17 protein-coding genes are annotated in these 18194 nt (G+C 61.3%); 8 read left to right on the top strand and 9 right to left on the bottom strand.

The genetic code is table 11. The annotated features are described in order from the left end of the window. Positions 1–328: 328 nt before the first annotated feature. From MJP36_RS04750 to bioB, 6 genes are all read right to left on the bottom strand, one after another. Positions 329–610 (bottom strand): hypothetical protein, encoded by a 282-nt coding sequence (locus tag MJP36_RS04750; RefSeq protein WP_060753328.1) that lies wholly within the window; start codon positions 608–610, stop codon positions 329–331. Positions 611–715: 105 nt separating this feature from the next. Then, a complete protein-coding gene (bioD, locus tag MJP36_RS04745; protein WP_244384968.1) occupies positions 716–1396 on the bottom strand; it encodes a dethiobiotin synthase in 681 nt (226 codons plus the stop codon). After that, positions 1393–2205, bottom strand: coding sequence for a malonyl-ACP O-methyltransferase BioC (gene bioC / locus MJP36_RS04740; RefSeq protein WP_244384967.1), 813 nt, complete (start codon positions 2203–2205; stop codon positions 1393–1395). The genes bioD and bioC overlap by 4 nt, the downstream gene beginning before the upstream one ends. Beyond that, positions 2198–2929 carry an alpha/beta fold hydrolase gene (locus MJP36_RS04735; RefSeq protein WP_090368396.1) on the bottom strand — a complete coding sequence of 244 codons (732 nt, stop codon included), beginning with the start codon at positions 2927–2929 and terminating at the stop codon, positions 2198–2200. The genes bioC and MJP36_RS04735 overlap by 8 nt, the downstream gene beginning before the upstream one ends. Further along, entirely contained in the window at positions 2922–4103 is a 1182-nt protein-coding gene (gene bioF / locus MJP36_RS04730) for an 8-amino-7-oxononanoate synthase (protein ID WP_060753332.1), read from the bottom strand. The genes MJP36_RS04735 and bioF overlap by 8 nt, the downstream gene beginning before the upstream one ends. Positions 4104–4191: 88 nt before the next feature. Beyond that, a complete protein-coding gene (gene bioB / locus MJP36_RS04725; protein ID WP_060753333.1) occupies positions 4192–5247 on the bottom strand; it encodes a biotin synthase BioB in 1056 nt (351 codons plus the stop codon). A gap of 92 nt (positions 5248–5339) precedes the next feature. On the opposite strand from bioB, the gene MJP36_RS04720 reads away from it, so the two are divergent. The 5 genes from MJP36_RS04720 to rarD all read left to right on the top strand — a co-directional run bounded on the left by MJP36_RS04720 (position 5340) and on the right by rarD (position 11002). Beyond that, positions 5340–6062, top strand: a complete 723-nt coding sequence (locus tag MJP36_RS04720) for a ComF family protein (RefSeq protein ID WP_244384966.1) — start codon at positions 5340–5342, stop codon at positions 6060–6062. A 57-nt stretch (positions 6063–6119) separates the two neighbouring features. Continuing rightward, a complete protein-coding gene (locus MJP36_RS04715; RefSeq protein WP_205345399.1) occupies positions 6120–6884 on the top strand; it encodes a TOBE domain-containing protein in 765 nt (254 codons plus the stop codon). Between the two features lie 81 nt (positions 6885–6965). After that, positions 6966–8864, top strand: coding sequence for a PhoX family protein (locus MJP36_RS04710; RefSeq protein ID WP_244384965.1), 1899 nt, complete (start codon positions 6966–6968; stop codon positions 8862–8864). A 165-nt stretch (positions 8865–9029) separates the two neighbouring features. Next, positions 9030–10004 (top strand): serine/threonine protein kinase, encoded by a 975-nt coding sequence (locus MJP36_RS04705; protein ID WP_244384964.1) that lies wholly within the window; start codon positions 9030–9032, stop codon positions 10002–10004. Positions 10005–10117: 113 nt separating this feature from the next. After that, a complete protein-coding gene (gene rarD, locus MJP36_RS04700) occupies positions 10118–11002 on the top strand; it encodes an EamA family transporter RarD (RefSeq protein ID WP_060753338.1) in 885 nt (294 codons plus the stop codon). 223 nt (positions 11003–11225) lie between these two features. On the opposite strand, the gene MJP36_RS04695 is transcribed toward rarD, so the two are convergent. Then, a complete protein-coding gene (locus MJP36_RS04695; RefSeq protein ID WP_104994861.1) occupies positions 11226–11738 on the bottom strand; it encodes a glycine cleavage system transcriptional repressor in 513 nt (170 codons plus the stop codon). 267 nt (positions 11739–12005) lie between these two features. On the opposite strand from MJP36_RS04695, the gene MJP36_RS04690 reads away from it, so the two are divergent. Then, the gene (locus tag MJP36_RS04690) at positions 12006–14183 is read left to right on the top strand and encodes a malate synthase G (RefSeq protein WP_244384963.1); all 2178 of its coding nucleotides are present in this window, start codon (positions 12006–12008) and stop codon (positions 14181–14183) included. A gap of 55 nt (positions 14184–14238) precedes the next feature. Here the strand turns inward: MJP36_RS04690 and MJP36_RS04685 are convergent, their stop codons facing one another. Next, positions 14239–14676 (bottom strand): hypothetical protein, encoded by a 438-nt coding sequence (locus tag MJP36_RS04685; protein ID WP_060753341.1) that lies wholly within the window; start codon positions 14674–14676, stop codon positions 14239–14241. A gap of 126 nt (positions 14677–14802) precedes the next feature. Then, entirely contained in the window at positions 14803–15249 is a 447-nt protein-coding gene (locus MJP36_RS04680) for a response regulator (RefSeq protein WP_244384962.1), read from the bottom strand. Positions 15250–15495: 246 nt separating this feature from the next. Between MJP36_RS04680 and MJP36_RS04675 the strand changes: the two genes are divergently transcribed. Both MJP36_RS04675 and MJP36_RS04670 read left to right on the top strand, forming a co-directional pair. Beyond that, positions 15496–17418 carry a putative nucleotidyltransferase substrate binding domain-containing protein gene (locus tag MJP36_RS04675; protein WP_244384961.1) on the top strand — a complete coding sequence of 641 codons (1923 nt, stop codon included), beginning with the start codon at positions 15496–15498 and terminating at the stop codon, positions 17416–17418. Then, positions 17415–18122: a 3'-5' exonuclease gene (locus MJP36_RS04670; protein ID WP_244384960.1), complete on the top strand. Its 708-nt coding sequence runs from the start codon at positions 17415–17417 to the stop codon at positions 18120–18122. Before MJP36_RS04675 ends, MJP36_RS04670 begins: the two co-directional genes overlap by 4 nt. Positions 18123–18194 lie beyond the last annotated feature (72 nt).

The raw sequence follows: 18194 nt of genomic DNA, 5'->3' as shown, positions 1-18194 counted from the left end.
GATAAACCTCTGCTGATGTATCTGGGATGAACAACCGCGTGGATTTGTTGTGGCGGTCAAACAGGTGTTTGAAACATACGTTTACGACCTGGGGTTGTCAAGCATCGTCCAGGCGCCATTTGTCATGACACGCATCAACGATACGCACGGCAGGGCCTGCGGCGTGTTGCCACTGTCAAAGGAGTTTAGAAGTTCGTCAGGATGACGCAGGACAAATGTGGGAGCGGGCTTGCTCGCGAAAGCGGTGGATCAGTCTTTGATGGATTGACTGACACACCGCTTTCGCGAGCAAGCCCGCTCCCACAGGTAAAGCTGATAGTCGCAAGGATTAAGCGTAGGTATCGATCAAGGTGCCAAGCATTTCGTCCGAAGCCTTGGCGACTTTCACGCCAAGTTCCACTTGAAATTTGCCTTGGGCCATCTCGACCATATCGCTCGCCGAGTTGGTGGGTTGGGCACGACCATTGGCTTGCAAACGGTCGCGTTGGGCGTCCGAGGGCTGGGTCGTCGCGGCGCTGGCAATGTTGCCGGCGGCCTGGTCGACACGGTTCTGCCCGGTCTGGATGGTGCTCAGTCCCGAATAAAACGCGCTGCTTCCAGAGATTTCCATGGCGTAAGCCTGCCTTTAGAGAATCGTGAAGGTAAATTGAAGCAGAGATTCCGGCAAAAGGCCCGTCAAAAACACTAATGGCCTATTGCCCTGTTATAGCCAAAATCAGTCAAGCAGATCCAGTTCCAGGTGCGCGGCAACCGCTTCGGCCCCGGCCTGCTTGAGTCTCGGCACCCGCCCCAGGCACGGCGCCGGCAAGCGTTCAGCCAGGGTGGCAAGGTTCTCTTCCAGACGAGAGGTCTTGGGATCGATGATATTTGCCACCCACCCGGCCAGCGGCAACCCATCGCGGGCAATCGCCTCGGCGGTGAGCAAGGCGTGGCTGATGCAGCCCAGACGCACACCCACCACCAGGATCACCGGCAACTTCAGGGCCATGGCCAAGTCCGACAGGTTGGCCTGATCGGCCAAGGGCACCCGCCAGCCACCCGCGCCCTCGATCAAGGTGAAATCCGCCCGCTGCGCCAGTATGTGCTGCATCGGTTGCAACAGCGACTGCACCGTCAGTGATACGCCCGCCTCCCGCGCCGCCAGATGGGGCGCGATGGCCGGTTCGAATGCCACCGGGTTGACCTCGGTATAGGTCAACGGCAACGAGCATTCAGCCAACAACGCCAGGGCGTCGCTATTGCGCAGCCCTTTGGGCGTGATCTGGCAACCCGAGGCGACCGGCTTTGCCGCAGCGGTGCTTTTGCCCGCGAGGCGGGCGGCATGCAAAAGGCCCGCGGCAATGGTGGTCTTGCCCACATCCGTGTCGGTACCGGCGATGAAGTAAGCGGCGCTCATAGAGGTTTCTCCAGTACGGCGTACACCACTTGATACGTGGCAGGCAGGCCCTGGGCCTGACGGAACTGCTCGTAAGCGTTCACCAGTGCAGCAATCCGCGCGCGGCCCGTCAACCCTCCCGGGCGGCCCGGGTTGAGGTTGTGCGCGCCCAACGCCTTGAGTTCGTGGGTCAGGCTGCGTACGTCCGGGTAGTGCAGCACATGGGGTTGGCGCTCCAGGCTGACGACGCGCAGGCCGCTGGCGGCGCAGAGCTGTTGATACGTCTCGAAGGCACGGAAACGGTTGACGTGCACCAGGCCATCCGCCGCTCGCCAGCTTTCGCGCAACTCATGCAAAGTGCCCACACACAGACTCGCGAACGCCAGCACGCCGCCGGGTTGCAGCACGCGATGGGCCTCGCTGAGCACCGCGTCGAAATTCGCACACCACTGCACCGCCAGGCTGGAATAGATCAGCCCCAGGCTCTGAGCTTTAAGCGGCAAGCGCTCGGCATCCCCGGCAATGAAATACCCCGCGCCGCCCAAGGGCCTGGCGTGATTGAGCATACCTTCGGCGATATCCAGCGCCACGCCCTGGCTGTCGGGCAACCGCTCAGCCAACACACGGCTGAAAAAACCGGTGCCACAACCCATGTCCAGCCAGCGCTGTGGCGTCGGGGCCAGCGGAAGGCGAGCCAACAACGCGGTGCCCACCGCACGCTGCAACTCGGCCACGCTGTCGTAACTGGCGGCTGCGCGGGAAAACGACGCGGCCACCTGGCGCTTGTCCGGCAAGCCACCCGGCAGAGGGGGCAGGGATAAATCAGTCATCAACGCACTCATGCAAAAAAGCCTGGATGGCCCCCGCAACACCGTGAGGGTCTTCCAGAAGAAAAGCGTGGCCGGCCTGTTCAATCAGGCCGATTTCAACATCGGGCAGCAAGGCCAATAGATCGCCGGCCGCTTCGGCCGGTACCAGCCCATCCAGGCCGGCAAACAGGTGTAACTGCGGACCGCGAAAAGCCTGCAAAGCGGCGCGGGTATCAAGCCGGGCGAGCAGTTCAAGACCGGGCATCAACACGCTGGAAGGCGTATGCGGCGCGCCACTGACCAACAAACGCGACAACCCGCGCGGGTCTTCGGCGCCCTTGGCGCACAACAGGCCGAAGCGTTTGAGGGTGACTTGGGAGTCGGCATGGCAACCGGCGAGGAACGCATCGAAGGTTTCGCCGGGCATCGCGCTCGGCCAGCCGGCATGGGCGACAAAACACGGGTTGCTCGCCAACGTCAGCAAACCACAGCAGCGCTCACCGCGCCGCGCCGCCAATTCGGACGCCAGCATGCCGCCCAGGGACCAACCGCCCAGCCAGGCGTTGTCCGCCAGCGTGGCGTCGAGCTCGTCGAGCCAGTCATCCAGCTCGCTGGAGTCCAGTACCGGCAACGGTTCGATCTGCACCTGCAGGTGTTCGTCGAGGCCCTGCAAAGCGGCGGCCAGAGGCTCCAGCGGTGACACGCCGAGGCCCCAACCGGGCAGCAATATCAGTCGATCACGCATGGTCGGGCTCCGTGGCGCCTAACAAGCGGAAACACTCTTCCAACGCCGTTAACAATAGCTGCACCTGGGCCTCGCTGTGGGCCGCCGTCAACGTGACGCGTAAACGCGCACTGCCGACCGGCACGGTGGGTGGGCGGATCGCGGTGACCATCAAGCCGCGCTCGCGCAACATCTGCGACAGGCGCATGGCTTTGGCGCTGTCGCCGATCAGGATCGGTTGGATCGGCGTGAAACTGTCCATCAACGCCAGGCCGATCTGCTCGGCGCCCTGACGGAACTGGCGGATCAAGCCGTTGAGGTGCTCACGCCGCCAATGTTCGGTACGCAGCAGCTCCAGGCTTTTCAAGGTGGCGCAAGCCAGGGCCGGCGGTTGGCTGGTGGTGTAGATGTACGGGCGGGCGAATTGGATCAGGCTTTCGATCAGGTCGTCACTACCGGCCACAAAAGCCCCGGCGGTGCCGAACGCCTTGCCCAGGGTGCCCACCAACACCGGCACGTCTGCCTGGCTCAAGCCAAAATGCTCGACGATCCCACCGCCGTGGGCACCCAACGGGCCAAAGCCATGGGCGTCATCCACCATCAGCCAGGCGCCCTTGGCCTGGGTTGCACGGGCCAATGCGGGCAGGTCCGCCAGATCGCCGTCCATGCTGAACACCCCGTCGGTGACCACCAGGGTATTGCCGGTCGCCTTCTCCAAGCGCTTGGCAAGGCTATCGGCATCGTTGTGCAGGTAACGATTGAAACGCGCACCCGAGAGCAAGCCGGCATCCAGCAGCGAGGCGTGGTTGAGGCGGTCTTCCAGCACCGTATCGCCTTGCCCCACCAGCGCCGTGACCGCGCCGAGGTTGGCCATGTAGCCGGTGGTAAACAGCAAGGCCCGCGGGCGACCGGTGAGGTCGGCCAAGGCTTCTTCCAATGCATGGTGAGGTGTGGCGTGGCCAACCACCAAGTGCGAAGCGCCGCCGCCCACGCCCCAACGGGACGCTCCGGCGCGCCAGGCTTCGATCACTTGAGGGTGGTTGGCCAGGCCCAGGTAATCGTTATTGCAGAACGCCAGGAGCGGCTGGCCGTCGACCACCACTTGCGGGCCTTGGGGGCTGTCCAGCAGCGGGCGTTGGCGATAGAGGTGTTCGGCACGGCGGGCAGCGAGGCGCGCGGCGAGATCGAAAGACATGCAGGCCTCGGTATTCAAAGACTGGAGACTGAGCGCGATCAAATGTGGGAGGGGGCTTGCTCCCTCCCACATTTGGATCGCATTTCAATCAGACGGCAGCGTTATAGAACTGTTCGCTGCTCTTTTGCTCGACCAGCGCCTGCTCGATCGCCGCCTGATGCACTTCATCGGCGTGCTCTTCGCGGGCTTCCGGCAGGATGCCCAGGCGCGAGAACAGTTGCATGTCCTTGTCGGCCTGCGGGTTGGCGGTGGTCAGCAGTTTGTCGCCGTAGAAGATCGAGTTGGCGCCAGCGAAAAACGCCAGGGCCTGCATCTGCTCGTTCATCGCCTCACGCCCGGCCGACAGCCGCACATGGGACTGCGGCATCAGGATGCGTGCCACGGCGAGCATGCGGATGAAGTCGAACGGGTCGACGTCGTCAGCGTTTTCCAACGGCGTACCGGCCACCTTCACCAGCATGTTGATCGGCACCGACTCCGGGTGCTCCGGCAGGTTGGCCAGTTGGATCAACAGGTTGGCACGATCATCGAGGGACTCGCCCATGCCGAGGATGCCGCCCGAGCAGATCTTCATCCCCGAATCACGTACATAGGCCAGGGTTTGCAGGCGCTCGCTGTAGGTGCGGGTGGTGATGATCGAGCCGTAGAACTCCGGCGAGGTATCGAGGTTGTGGTTGTAGTAGTCAAGGCCGGCCTGGGCCAGGGCTTGGGTCTGGTCCTGGTCGAGACGACCGAGGGTCATGCAGGTTTCCAGGCCCATGGCCTTCACGCCTTTGACCATCTGCAGCACGTAGGGCATGTCTTTGGCCGACGGGTGCTTCCACGCGGCGCCCATGCAGAAGCGCGTGGAACCGATGGCCTTGGCGCGGGCGGCCTCTTCAAGGACCTTCTGCACCTCCATCAGTTTTTCTTTTTCCAGGCCGGTGTTGTAGTGGCCCGACTGCGGACAATATTTGCAATCTTCCGGGCAGGCGCCGGTCTTGATCGACAGCAGGGTCGACACCTGCACGCGGTTGGCATCGAAATGCGCGCGGTGCACGGTCTGCGCCTGGAACAACAGGTCATTGAATGGTTGCACGAACAGTGCTTTGACTTCGGCTAAAGACCAGTCGTGACGCAGGGTGGCAGAGGTGCTGGCGCTCATGGGCGATTCCTTGATTATGCTTTGGCAAGCGCTGCGGGAAGGGCAATACCCACAGGCGCGACACGGATGCTCGGCATATTTAAGGAAGAATCATGCACTGTCAACCAGACCACAAACACCAAGTTTACATCTGGTCAAAAAACATACACACCTGTTTAATCTGCGATGAGGCGACCGAATCAGCCGATTGTGTGTGCAACGCCTGCGAAACCGAGCTGCCGTGGCTGATGGAACAGTGCAACGTGTGCGCCCTGCCGCTGTCGATGGAGGGGCTGACCTGCGGCCAATGCCAGACACATCCGCCCGCCTTTAAACAGGTGATTGCGCCCTGGACCTACGGCTTGATCAGCCGCTTCAAGCACCAGTCGCGATGGCCACTGGGCCATATGCTTGCGCGCTTGCTGGGGCACCACGTGCAACATCGTCTCGACAACGCTGAAATCATCCGGCCCGACTGCCTGCTGCCCGTGCCGATGGCACGTCATCGCTTGCGCGAGCGCGGTTTCAATCAGGCGTTGATGCTGGCCCGCTGGCTCGGTAACGCCCTCAACCTCAGCTGCGACGAACACCTGTTGTTGCGCCCCCATGAAACCGTGGCGCAACAGGCGCTCGACGCCAAGGCGCGCAAGCGCAACCTGTTTCGCGCCTTCGCCTTGGCCGCCGACGCCCAGGTGCAAGGCCGGCATTTCGCCCTGGTGGACGACGTACTGACGACCGGCGCTACCGCGCACAGCCTCGCACAATTGTTGAGGGACGCCGGTGCGCGCCAGGTCGACGTGTACTGCCTGGCCCGCACCCCCAAACCGGGCGCGTAACTTGACTCCCTGGCACCGGGGCGGCAACGTCCACTCATTCCATCGAAGTGTGTTCCCATGTCGCTACCCACCCTGCTCAGCCAACACATTGTCCGCCGTCCACAGCGCATTGCCTTGCTGGCGCATATTGCCGAGCAAGGCTCAATCACCCGCGCCGCCAAGAGCGCCGGCCTGAGTTACAAGGGCGCCTGGGACGCCATCGATGAGCTGAACAACCTGGCGCAAAAGCCGCTGGTGGAACGCAGCGTCGGCGGTAAAGGCGGCGGCGGAGCCAAGTTGACCGCTGAAGGTGAGCGCGTATTGCGCCTCTACCAGCGCTTGCAAGCACTGCAGGCCCAAGTGCTCGGCTCCGACGAGGATGCCAGTGACTTCAATCTGCTGGGACGCTTGATGCTGCGCACCAGCGCACGTAACCAATTGCATGGCCAGGTGATCGCCATTGAACAGCATGGCCGCAACGACACCATTCGCCTGCAACTGGCCGCTGGCTTGAATATCGACGCGCAAATCACTCACGACAGTACCCGGCGGCTGGAACTGGCGGTGGGTGTGGAAGTGGTCGCGTTGATCAAGGCCGGCTGGTTGGAAGTGCTCGCTATCGGGCAAGCTGCAACACCTGGACACAATTGCATGAGCGGCATTATCGACACGATTCTCGCCGCCGATGACGGCCCCAGCGAAGTGCGCATCACCTTGCCTAACGGCCTGGTGTTATGCGCTCTGGCGCAGCCTGCCGCGCTCGAAGCGCTGGGCGCTTCCGAGAACCAGCCTATCCAGGTGCAGTTCGCCCCGAACAATGTATTGCTGGGCACGCCGGTATAACGCGGCCGCGCCTTCAAACTGCAACAAATTCGTCACGAGGGCTCCTTAAGGTGTCTGCAAAAACCGCAGAGGGAGCCTGAAATGAGCCTGTTACAAGAAAACCAAGCCACCGACCTGGAACAGATGGTCGGCCTCACCCGCCGCCGCTTCATCGGTGCCGGTGCCCTCTGCGGTGCCGCGATGTTCCTGGGCGGCAACCTGCTCAGCCGCAGTGCCCTGGCCATTAACGCGACCACCGCCAGCCCGTTGCTGGGGTTTACCGGCATCGCCGCCGCCAGCAGCGACACCATCACCTTGCCGCCGGGCTACAGCGCGTCGGTGCTGATCAGTTGGGGCCAGCCGTTGCACAAGGGCGCGCCGGCTTTCGACCCGTCCGGCAACGGGACCGCCAAAGCCCAGGAGCAACAGTTCGGTGACAACAACGATGGCATGAGCCTATTCGCCTTCCCCGGCGACAACAACCGTGCGCTCATGGCGATCAACAACGAATACACCAACTATCGCTACCTCTACGCCCATGGCGGCGCGCCGCAATCGGCTGAAGAGGTGCGCAAGGCCCAGGCCAGCGAAGGCGTTTCGGTCATCGAAGTGCGGCGCAAAGGTGACACCTGGCAGTTCGTCCAGGACTCGCGCTATAACCGCCGCATCCACGGCAACTCGCCAATCCGCCTGAGCGGCCCGGCCGCGGGTCATGCCTGGTTGCAAACCAGTGCCGACAAGTCGGGTAAAAAAGTCCTCGGTACCTTTCAGAACTGCGCCAATGGCAAGACACCGTGGGGCACTTATCTGACGTGCGAAGAGAACTTCACCGACTGCTTCGGCAGCAGCAACCCACAACAAAGCTTCGACGCCGGGCAAAAACGCTATGGCGTGGCAGCGGCCAGCAAAGACATCAACTGGCATCAGCATGACCCGCGCTTCGACATGGCCAAGAACCCCAACGAATTCAACCGTCACGGCTGGGTGGTGGAAATCGACCCGTTCGACCCGCAATCCACCCCAGTCAAGCGCACCGCCCTGGGCCGTTTCAAACACGAGAACGCGGCGCTGGCTGAAACCCGCGACGGCCGCGCCGTGGTGTACATGGGCGACGATGAGCGCGGTGAATTCATCTACAAGTTCGTCAGCCGTGACCCGATCAACCACAACAACCCCAAGGCCAACAAAAACCTGCTCGACCACGGCACCTTATATGTGGCGATCTTCGACGCGGGCGATGGCAACGCCGACCACCCCAAGGGCAAGGGCCAATGGGTGGAGCTGACCCATGGCAAAAACGGTATTGATGCGGGCAGCGGTTTCGCCAGCCAGGCCGAGGTGCTGATCCATGCGCGCCTGGCCGCCAGCGTGGTGAAAGCCACCCGCATGGACCGCCCGGAGTGGATCGTGGTCAGCCCCACTGATGGCCAGGTCTATTGCACACTCACCAACAATGCCAAACGCGGGGAAGACGGCCAACCGGTGGGCGGGCCCAACCCACGGGAGAAAAACGTCTACGGTCAGATCCTGCGCTGGAAAGCTGATCAGGATAACCACGGCGCCCACGAATTCACCTGGGACCTGTTTGTGGTCGCCGGTAACCCAGGCGTGCACGCCGGTACGCCCAAGGGCGGTTCCTCCAACATCAACCCGCAAAACATGTTCAACAGCCCCGACGGCCTGGGGTTCGACCAGGCCGGGCGCTTGTGGATCCTGACCGACGGCGACTACAGCAATGCCGGTGACTTCGCGGGCATGGGCAATAACCAGATGCTGTGTGCCGACCCGGCCACCGGAGAAATCCGCCGGTTCATGGTCGGGCCGGTGGCGTGTGAAGTCACCGGGATCAGCTTTTCGCCGGACCAGAAGACGCTGTTTGTGGGGATCCAGCATCCCGGCGAAACCGGCGGTTCGACCTGGCCGGAGCATCTGCCCAATGGCAAGCCGAGGTCTTCGGTGATGGCGATTCGGCGGGATGATGGCGGCATTATCGGCGCCTGATAGGGCCTCATCGGGGGCAAGCCCCCTCCCACAGTTGACCGCGTGTACGCCGGCAATTGTGGGCGGGGCTTGCTCCCAATAGCGATGGCACAGGCGCGCTATCTCAAGCCTGGTGCGTTACCATACCCGGCCGGACGCGGCGCCCTGCTGCGCGCAGGAGTTCGCATGGCCCACCCGTTTGAAACACTCACCCCTGACCTGGTCCTCGACGCGGTCGAGAGCATCGGTTTCCTCAGCGACGCCCGTGTGCTGGCGCTCAACAGCTACGAAAACCGCGTGTATCAGGTGGGCATCGAAGGCTCTGAGCCGCTGATCGCCAAGTTTTATCGCCCCCTGCGCTGGAGCAACGAGGCCATCCTCGAAGAGCATCGCTTCACCTTCGAACTGGCCGAGTGCGAGGTGCCGGTGGTCGCCCCATTGATCCACAACGGTGAAAGCCTGTTCGAACATGCAGGCTTCCGTTTCACCCTGTTTCCCCGGCGGGGTGGCCGCGCGCCGGAGCCGGGCAATCTCGACCAACTCTATCGCCTCGGGCAACTGCTCGGCCGTTTGCATGCCGTAGGCTCCACCCGCCCGTTCGAACACCGCGAAGCCCTGGGCGTGAAGAACTTCGGCCACGACTCCCTCACCACGCTGCTCGAAGGCAATTTCATTCCCAAAAGCCTGCTGCCGGCCTATGAGTCCGTCGCCCGCGACCTGCTCAAGCGCGTGGAAGAGGTATACAAAGCCACCCCGCACACGAACATCCGCATGCACGGGGATTGCCACCCCGGCAACATGATGTGCCGCGATGAGATGTTCCATATCGTCGACCTCGACGACTGCCGCATGGGCCCGGCGGTGCAGGACCTGTGGATGATGCTCGCCGGTGACCGGCAAGAATGCCTTGGCCAACTGTCGGAACTGATGGACGGCTACCAGGAGTTCCACGACTTCGACCCACGGGAACTGGCCCTGATCGAACCCCTGCGTGCCCTGCGCCTGATGCATTACAGCGCCTGGCTCGCACGGCGCTGGGATGACCCGGCGTTCCCCCACAGCTTCCCCTGGTTTGGCAGCGAACGGTATTGGGGCGATCAGGTGCTGGCGTTGCGCGAGCAACTGGCCGCCCTCAACGAAGAACCTCTGAAGCTGTTCTGACCGCCTTATGTGGGAGGGGGCTTGCCCCTCCCACATAAGCAAAGCCAATCCCATTGGCAGACAAATGTCCTTACAATCACGCCTTTGTTAGCTGCCTAAGCAAGGATTCTGCAATGCAAGCCGCCAACCCCCGCAAGGGGTACATCCTGGGCCTGAGCGCCTATGTCATCTGGGGTCTGTTCCCGCTCTACTTCAAAGCCATCGCCAGCGTCCCCGCCGCCGAAATCATCGTGCACCGTGTGTTGTGGTCGGCGCTGTTCGGTGGCTTGCTGTTGATGGTGTGGAAACACCCGGGGTGGCTGCGCGAACTGCGCGACAACCCCAAGCGCCTGGCTATCCTGGCACTCAGCGGCTCATTGATTGCGGCCAACTGGCTGACTTACGTATGGTCGGTGAACAGCGGGCGCATGCTGGAAGCGAGCCTGGGCTACTACATCAACCCGCTGGTCAATGTACTGCTGGGCATGTTGATCCTGGGCGAGCGCTTGCGCCGCCTGCAGTGGGTCGCCGTCGGGCTGGCGGCGGTGGGTGTGGCGCAACAGGTGTGGCAGGTGGGCAGTTTGCCGTGGGTGTCCTTGGCGCTGGCGCTGACCTTCGGCTTCTACGGGCTGATCCGCAAACAGGCGCCCGTCAAAGCGCTGCCTGGGCTGGTCGTAGAGACTTGGATGCTGGTCCCGATCGCCATCGCATGGCTGCTGTTCAACCCCTCGGCCCACAGCGCACAACTGGAGTTCTGGGGCACCTCCGAAGCCTGGTGGCTGGTGGCGGCCGGCCCGGTGACGCTGATCCCGCTGGTATGTTTCAACGCTGCCGCTCGGCATTTGCCCTACACCGCACTGGGCTTTTTACAGTACGTGGCACCGACTCTCGTGCTGCTGGAAGCCGTGCTGCTGTTTGGCGAACACCTGGCGTCGAGCACCCTGCTTGCCTTCGCCTTTATCTGGGCGGGGCTGGTGGTGTACAGCCTGGATGCCTGGATGAGCGTGCGCAAGCGCTGATCAAATAACGTACAAACCTCTGCAAGCCACGCAGCACGTGGCTTGCAGCCATCAACCCCAAGGTTATCCACAACCTGATCCCCGCCATTTGTGCACAAGCCCTTGAAACTGCTCGTTTTTTGCGCAGAAGGCGGAGAGCCAACGCCGGCGCGGCCTGGCGTCGAGTCTCTACAGGTTATCCACAAGCCCATGCAAGTTTTCCATGCATAACCCTGTGGGTTGATCATTCCTCGTTGTGCAATTCCACCATCAAGTCATCCGCCAAAGTTTCCAGCGACGCCTGCAAGGTATCCAGGGATAGCGTCGATGGCACCTGCAACAGCGCCTCGGCCGTGAACAACGGGTCACCGCTCATGGGGGCCGGGCGTACGTCCGTGCTCAGGCTCTCCAGGTTCACGCCCTGCCGGCTCAACAACGCTGTGATCTCGCGCACGATGCCCGAGCGGTCATTGCCCACCAGGGTCATCACGATCGACTTGGACGTCGCTGCCTGCCCGCTACTGCCCTCACCCACCAGCACGCGAATGCCGTGTGTGGATAAGTCCTCCAGCGCATTGATCAGGTTCTGACGGTTTTCAGCAGGCACACTGACCCGCAGGATACCGGCGAATTGCCCGGCCATATGCGCCATTCGGCTTTCCTGCCAGCTACCGCCGTGGGTGGCGATGGTATGCGCGATGCGTTCCACGACGCCGGGTTTGTCGGCGGCGATAATTGTGAGTACAAGATGGTCCATGGCGAAGCCCTCAGGAATTCAATCTACAAGGTGGACGCAGGCGCCCTCGAAAACAAATCGTGTACCATTTTTATATTTATCTGGAACAATCCAATCGTTTTTTGAGAACATCACGTTCTCCGCTGTGACCGTACGACCAAAGTGGGTCGCTAAACGACGTATTTAGTCTAATTTTCACAACCGCAAGTCATCATGTAGTATGCAAACCCGTGCACTACATAATGAAAATCTGAAAAAGCGCATAAGCTCCGCAGAGTGAGGCAAGCAATGACTGAACACGTTCAAGTCGGTGGCCTGCAGGTCGCCAAAGTCCTGTTCGACTTCGTGAACAACGAAGCCATTCCCGGTACCGGCATCACTGCCGACCAGTTCTGGGCCGGTGCCGACAAGGTTATCCACGACCTGGCACCGAAGAACAAAGCCCTACTCGCCAAACGCGATGATTTCCAAGCGCGGATCGACACCTGGCACCAGACCCACGCCGGCCAGGCCCACGACCCGGTGGCTTACAAAGCCTTCCTGCAAGACATCGGATACCTGCTGCCAGAAGCCGCAGACTTCCAGGCCACGACCCAAAACGTCGATGACGAAATCGCCCGCATGGCCGGCCCGCAGTTGGTCGTGCCGGTGATGAACGCCCGCTTCGCCCTCAACGCCTCCAATGCGCGTTGGGGCTCGCTGTATGACGCGCTGTACGGCACCGACGCCATCAGCGAAGCCAATGGCGCCGAGAAGGGCCAGGGCTACAACAAAGTGCGGGGCGACAAGGTGATTGCCTTTGCCCGCGCGTTCCTCGACGAAGCCGCGCCGCTCTCGGCGGGCAGCCATGTCGACTCCACCGGCTACAAGATCGTCGATGGCAAGCTGATCGTCAGCCTCAAGGGCGGTAGCAACAGCGGCCTGCGCGACGACTCGCAACTCATCGGCTTCCAGGGCGACAGCGCCCAGCCGATTGCCGTACTGCTCAAACACCACGGCCTGCACTTCGAGATCCAGATCGACGCCGGCACGCCGGTCGGCCAGACCGACGCCGCCGGCGTCAAAGACGTGCTGATGGAAGCGGCGCTGACCACCATCATGGACTGCGAAGACTCCGTCGCCGCCGTCGATGCCGATGACAAAGTGGTGATCTATCGCAATTGGCTCGGCCTGATGAAGGGCGACCTGGCCGAAGAAGTGGCCAAGGGCGGCAAGACCTTCACCCGTACCATGAACCCTGACCGCGTTTATACCGGCGTGAATGGCCAGGACGTGACCCTGCATGGCCGCTCGCTGCTGTTCGTGCGCAACGTCGGCCATCTGATGACCATCGACGCGATTCTCGACAAAGCCGGCAATGAAGTACCCGAAGGCATCCTCGACGGGCTGATCACCAGCCTGGCGGCGATCCACAGCCTCAACGGCAACAGCACCCGCAAGAACAGCCGCACCGGTTCGGTCTATATCGTGAAGCCGAAGATGCACGGCCCGGAAGAAGCCGCGTTCACCAATGAGCTGTTCGGCCGCATCGAAGACGTGCTGAACCTGCCGCGCAAAACCCTCAAAGTCGGGATCATGGACGAGGAGCGCCGCACCACGGTCAACCTCAAGGCCTGCATCAAGGCGGCCAGCGAGCGCGTGGTATTCATCAACACCGGCTTCCTCGACCGCACCGGAGACGAGATCCACACCTCCATGGAAGCCGGCGCGATGGTGCGCAAGGCGGCCATGAAGGCGGAAAAATGGATCGGCGCCTATGAGAACTGGAACGTCGATATCGGCCTGAGCACCGGCCTTCAAGGGCGTGCGCAGATCGGTAAAGGCATGTGGGCGATGCCCGACCTGATGGCGGCGATGCTCGAACAGAAAATCGCCCACCCACTGGCCGGTGCCAACACCGCCTGGGTGCCGTCGCCGACGGCGGCGGCGCTGCACGCGCTGCACTATCACAAGGTTGATGTGTTCGCACGCCAGGCCGAACTGGCCAAGCGCGAGCGCGCTTCAGTGGACGATATCCTGACCATTCCTCTGGCGACCAACACCGATTGGTCCGACGAAGAAATCCGCAACGAGCTGGACAACAACGCCCAGGGCATCCTGGGTTATGTGGTCCGCTGGATCGACCAGGGCGTCGGTTGTTCGAAAGTGCCGGACATCAACGATGTGGGCCTGATGGAAGACCGCGCCACCCTGCGTATCTCCAGCCAGCACATCGCCAACTGGTTGCGCCATGGCATCGTCAATGAAGCCCAGGTGCTGGAAAGCCTCAAGCGCATGGCGCCGGTGGTGGACCGCCAGAACGCCGGGGATGCGCTGTACCGCCCACTGGCACCGGACTTCGACAGCAACATCGCGTTCCAGGCGGCGGTGGAGTTGGTGATTGAAGGGACCAAACAACCGAATGGCTATACCGAGCCGGTGTTGCACCGCAGGCGTCGGGAGTTCAAGGCTAAAAACGCTCTTTAAACGCAGAAAAAAACCCTGGTCGAAATACCAGGGTTTTTTATCACCTGTGGAAAGTTCAGAAGTCATGGAGCAAGTAAGTACAGTTAACGACCGCATTGCCGTTACTTCCGCTACACGCCGCATTCATCAGCATTCCTTGGTGAAGGAAGCTGCCATCTGCCTGGTTTTCAACATTGACGACCAAAGTACCCGAACCAGAGGAAAAATAACTAAATCCGTCTGAGTCTACATACTCAAATTGTGGTAAAGCAGCTACATCAAATTGATGCAGCCCATCAAGTAACTCTTGGCCATAGGACCAATGAAGACGCTCCCGACTGGGCAAAAATCCCCTGTAGATTGAAGTATTACTCTTCGAGCCACTGACAATTTTTGCTCTAAAGAAATCCGCCTTATGGTCTTTAAGAACCAACACATGGGCATCACTTTCAACGAGCTTGGTTTTAGTGGTTTGCCATTCTGCTTTGTCGAAACCAACTTTCGGAAAAGTCATGGGTAGCTCCTGTTTACCAGATAACGGGGCATTGTGATCAACCCCTACCAAACCAGTACACACGTCTTGAGCACACCCATCTACTGTCAAAATTGACAGTGGCAAAGCTATTCAGACCAACGGCCTCTACTGCACCATCCCCAACTCCCGCTTCACCATCTTCGCCAACTTCACGCTATCAATCGGCTTGAGCAAAAAGTCCACCACGCTCAAATGCATGGCGTCGATCACATCGGGAGCTTCCGCGTCCCCTGACATGATGATGATGGGCAATGCCGCCCGGGAGGATTCGCGCACCTGGCGGATCAGCTCCAGGCCATTGCTCGGCGCCATGCGCAAGTCAGTGATCAGCAAGCCGATAGAGGTGTTGGAGTTCAGCAGATCCCACGCCGCCTCACCATTCTCGGCGGTCATGCAGCGAATACCGTCCAGCCCCAGGATTTGCGCCAGCAGCTCACGCGCGTCCTTGTCGTCGTCAACAATCAGCACACGTTGCGGCGGTAAATCAGGTTCCAGCATCACGGCGCTCAGCGCCTCGCGCTCCGCATCGCTCAAAATATCGTTGTCGGTCATACATTTCTCAGCAGTTCTCATCACTCTTTCAGCACACTCGTCAGACATCTGCCGAAAGGTGAACAATGTGCACTTCGTCGGAAAGTTTGCCTAGTGGGTGTTCTACGGGTTTTGCACCATAGCCTTGTAAGGTTTTTCCCTAGTCATGCATCGTTCAACCGCTACCTAGACTTACGTCCAATGGGCACCCACGGCACGGGAGTTGACCATGAAGGACGATAACGACAAAAAACTGCGGTCACTGTTATGAGTAAAGCTGATGCTTTCACGCAGGCGGGAAAAACCGCCGTGTTGCAGAACATCCACGGCACCCTGCAATTCCTGCAACGCTTTCCCCCGTTCAACCAGATGGAAAATGCCCACTTGGCGTTTCTGGTTGAACAATGCCAAATGCGCTTCTATGCCCCCGGCGACAGCATCCTCAAACCGTCGGGCGGCCCGGTTGAGCACTTCTATATCGTCAAGCAGGGCCGCGTCGTGGGTGAGCGGCCGGACAGCACCGAAACCACCTTCGAAATCACCACGGGCGAATGCTTCCCCCTCGCCGCCTTGCTCGGCGAACGGGCCACCCGCACCGAACACAAGGCCGCCGAAGACACCTTCTGCCTGCAATTGAACAAGCCGGCCTTTATCAAGCTGTTCGCGCTTTCCAGCCCGTTCCGCGACTTTTCCCTGCGTGGGGTCAGTAGCCTGCTGGACCAGGTCAACCAACAAGTCCAGCAAAAAGCCGTGGAGACCCTCGGCACTCAATATTCGCTGAACACCCGTCTTGGCGAGTTGGCCATGCGCCACCCGGTCACCTGTCAACCCGGCACGCCGCTACGCGAGGCGGTGACGCTGATGCACGAGCAGCAGGTGGGCAGCATTGTGATCGTGGATGAGCATAAAGCGCCCCTGGGGATTTTTACCCTGCGCGACCTGCGCCAGGTGGTGGCCGACGGCACCAGCGACTTCAACCAGGCCATCGAAGGGCATATGACCCAGGCGCCGTTCTTTTTGACCCCGGACCACAGCGCCTTTGACGCCGCCATCGCCATGACCGAGCGGCATATTGCCCATGTGTGCCTGGTCAAAGACCAGCGCCTGTGTGGCGTGGTGTCCGAGCGCGACCTGTTTTCCTTGCAACGGGTCGACCTGGTGCACCTGGCCCGCACCATCCGCAATGCGCCCCGCGTGGAAAACCTGGTGGCGATTCGCGGCGAAATCGGCCAGTTGGTCGAACGCATGCTGGCCCACGGCGCCTCGTCTACGCAGATCACCCACATCATTACCCTGCTTAACGATCACACCGTGTGCCGGGTGATCGAGCTGACGCTTGCCGAAAAAGGCGACCCCGGCGTGCCGTTCAGCTGGTTGTGTTTCGGCAGCGAAGGTCGCCGTGAACAAACCCTGTTCACCGACCAGGACAACGGTATTTTGTTCGAAGCCAAGGACGCCGCCGAAGCCGCGTCGATCCGGGCGCGGTTACTGCCCCTGGCGCAGCAGATCAACCAGAGCCTGGCGTTGTGCGGCTTCAGCCTGTGCAAGGGCAATATCATGGCGGGCAACCCCGAGCTGTGCCTGTCACGGGCCGAATGGGCGCGACGCTTTGCAGCGTTCATACGCGAGGCGACGCCGGAGAATCTGCTGGGGTCGAGCATCTATTTCGATCTGCGGGTAGTCTGGGGCGATGAGCGCGGTTGCGAACAATTGCGCCAGGGGGTCCTGGATCAGGTTGCGGATAACCGGCTGTTCCAACGCATGCTGGCTGAGAACGCTCTGCGCCAGCGCCCGCCAGTCGGGCGTTTCCGAGAGTTTGTGCTGACGCGCAAAGGCGGCGAAAAGGCCACGCTCGATCTCAAGGTGCAAGGCCTGACCCCCTTTGTCGATGGTGCGCGCCTGCTGGCCCTGGCCAATGGCATCCACGCCAACAACACCCTGGAGCGCCTGCGCCAGTTGGTGCTCAAGGAAGTCATCGACGCGCTGGACGGTGCCGCCTATGAAGAGGCCTATCACTTTATCCAGCAAACCCGCATGCAGCAGCACCAACTGCAAACCCGCGAGAACCAGCCCTATTCCAACCGCGTCGACCCCGACAGCCTCAACCACCTGGACCGGCGCATCCTGCGTGAGTCCCTGCGTCAGGCGCAACGCCTGCAAAGCAGCCTGACCTTGCGGTATCAGCTGTGAGCTGGCTCGGTTGGCTACGCCCGAAAAAGCCCGGGCTCGACGCGGCACAACAACAGCGCCTGGACCAACTGCCCAAAGCCGTGGAGCTGGGCGACGGCCCCTGGCGCAGCCAGCGTTGGGTGGTGGTGGACCTGGAAACCAGCGGCCTGAACCTCAACCGTGACCAAGTCCTGTCCATCGGCGCCGTGGTGATCGAGGACGGCGCGATAGACTTCTCACAACTGTTCGAGCGTACCCTGCAACGCAGCGCAACCAAACTCAGCCCCAGCGTGCTGATCCATGGCCTGGGGCCCAGTGCGATCGCCGCCGGCAGCGACCCGGTCGACGCCCTGCTGGATTTTATGGATTTCGTCGGCGACAGCCCCCTGCTGGCGTTCCACGCCCCCTTCGATCAACACATGCTGTGCCGGGCGCTCAAGGACAGCCTGGGGTATCGCCTGGCTCACCCGTTTCTCGACGTCGCCGACATCGCCCCGCTGCTGTGCCCCGAGGCGAATATTCGCGAAGCCGGGCTCGACGATTGGATCAACCACTTTCACCTTCAGGTCGGCGAGCGCCATCACGCCAGCGCCGATGCCTTGGCCACGGCGGAACTGATGCTCATCCTGTTCAGCCGCGCACGCCAGCAACACCTCGACTCCCCCCAGCAATTGCAAGAACGTTTGAGCCAATGGAAACGGCGTAAACAAGCGCCATCGTTTTAATAGCACCGCCCGACAGACGCCAATTGCGCCCATCCGACGCCTCTGACACAATCGCGAATAATTCTCGTTAGT

Source organism: Pseudomonas palleroniana (assembly GCF_022836895.1).
In the GTDB taxonomy this organism is placed as follows: Bacteria; Pseudomonadota; Gammaproteobacteria; order Pseudomonadales; family Pseudomonadaceae; genus Aquipseudomonas; species Aquipseudomonas palleroniana.
Note: the sequence above shows the minus strand (reverse complement) of the source record. Positions and strands in the feature narration are given on the sequence as shown.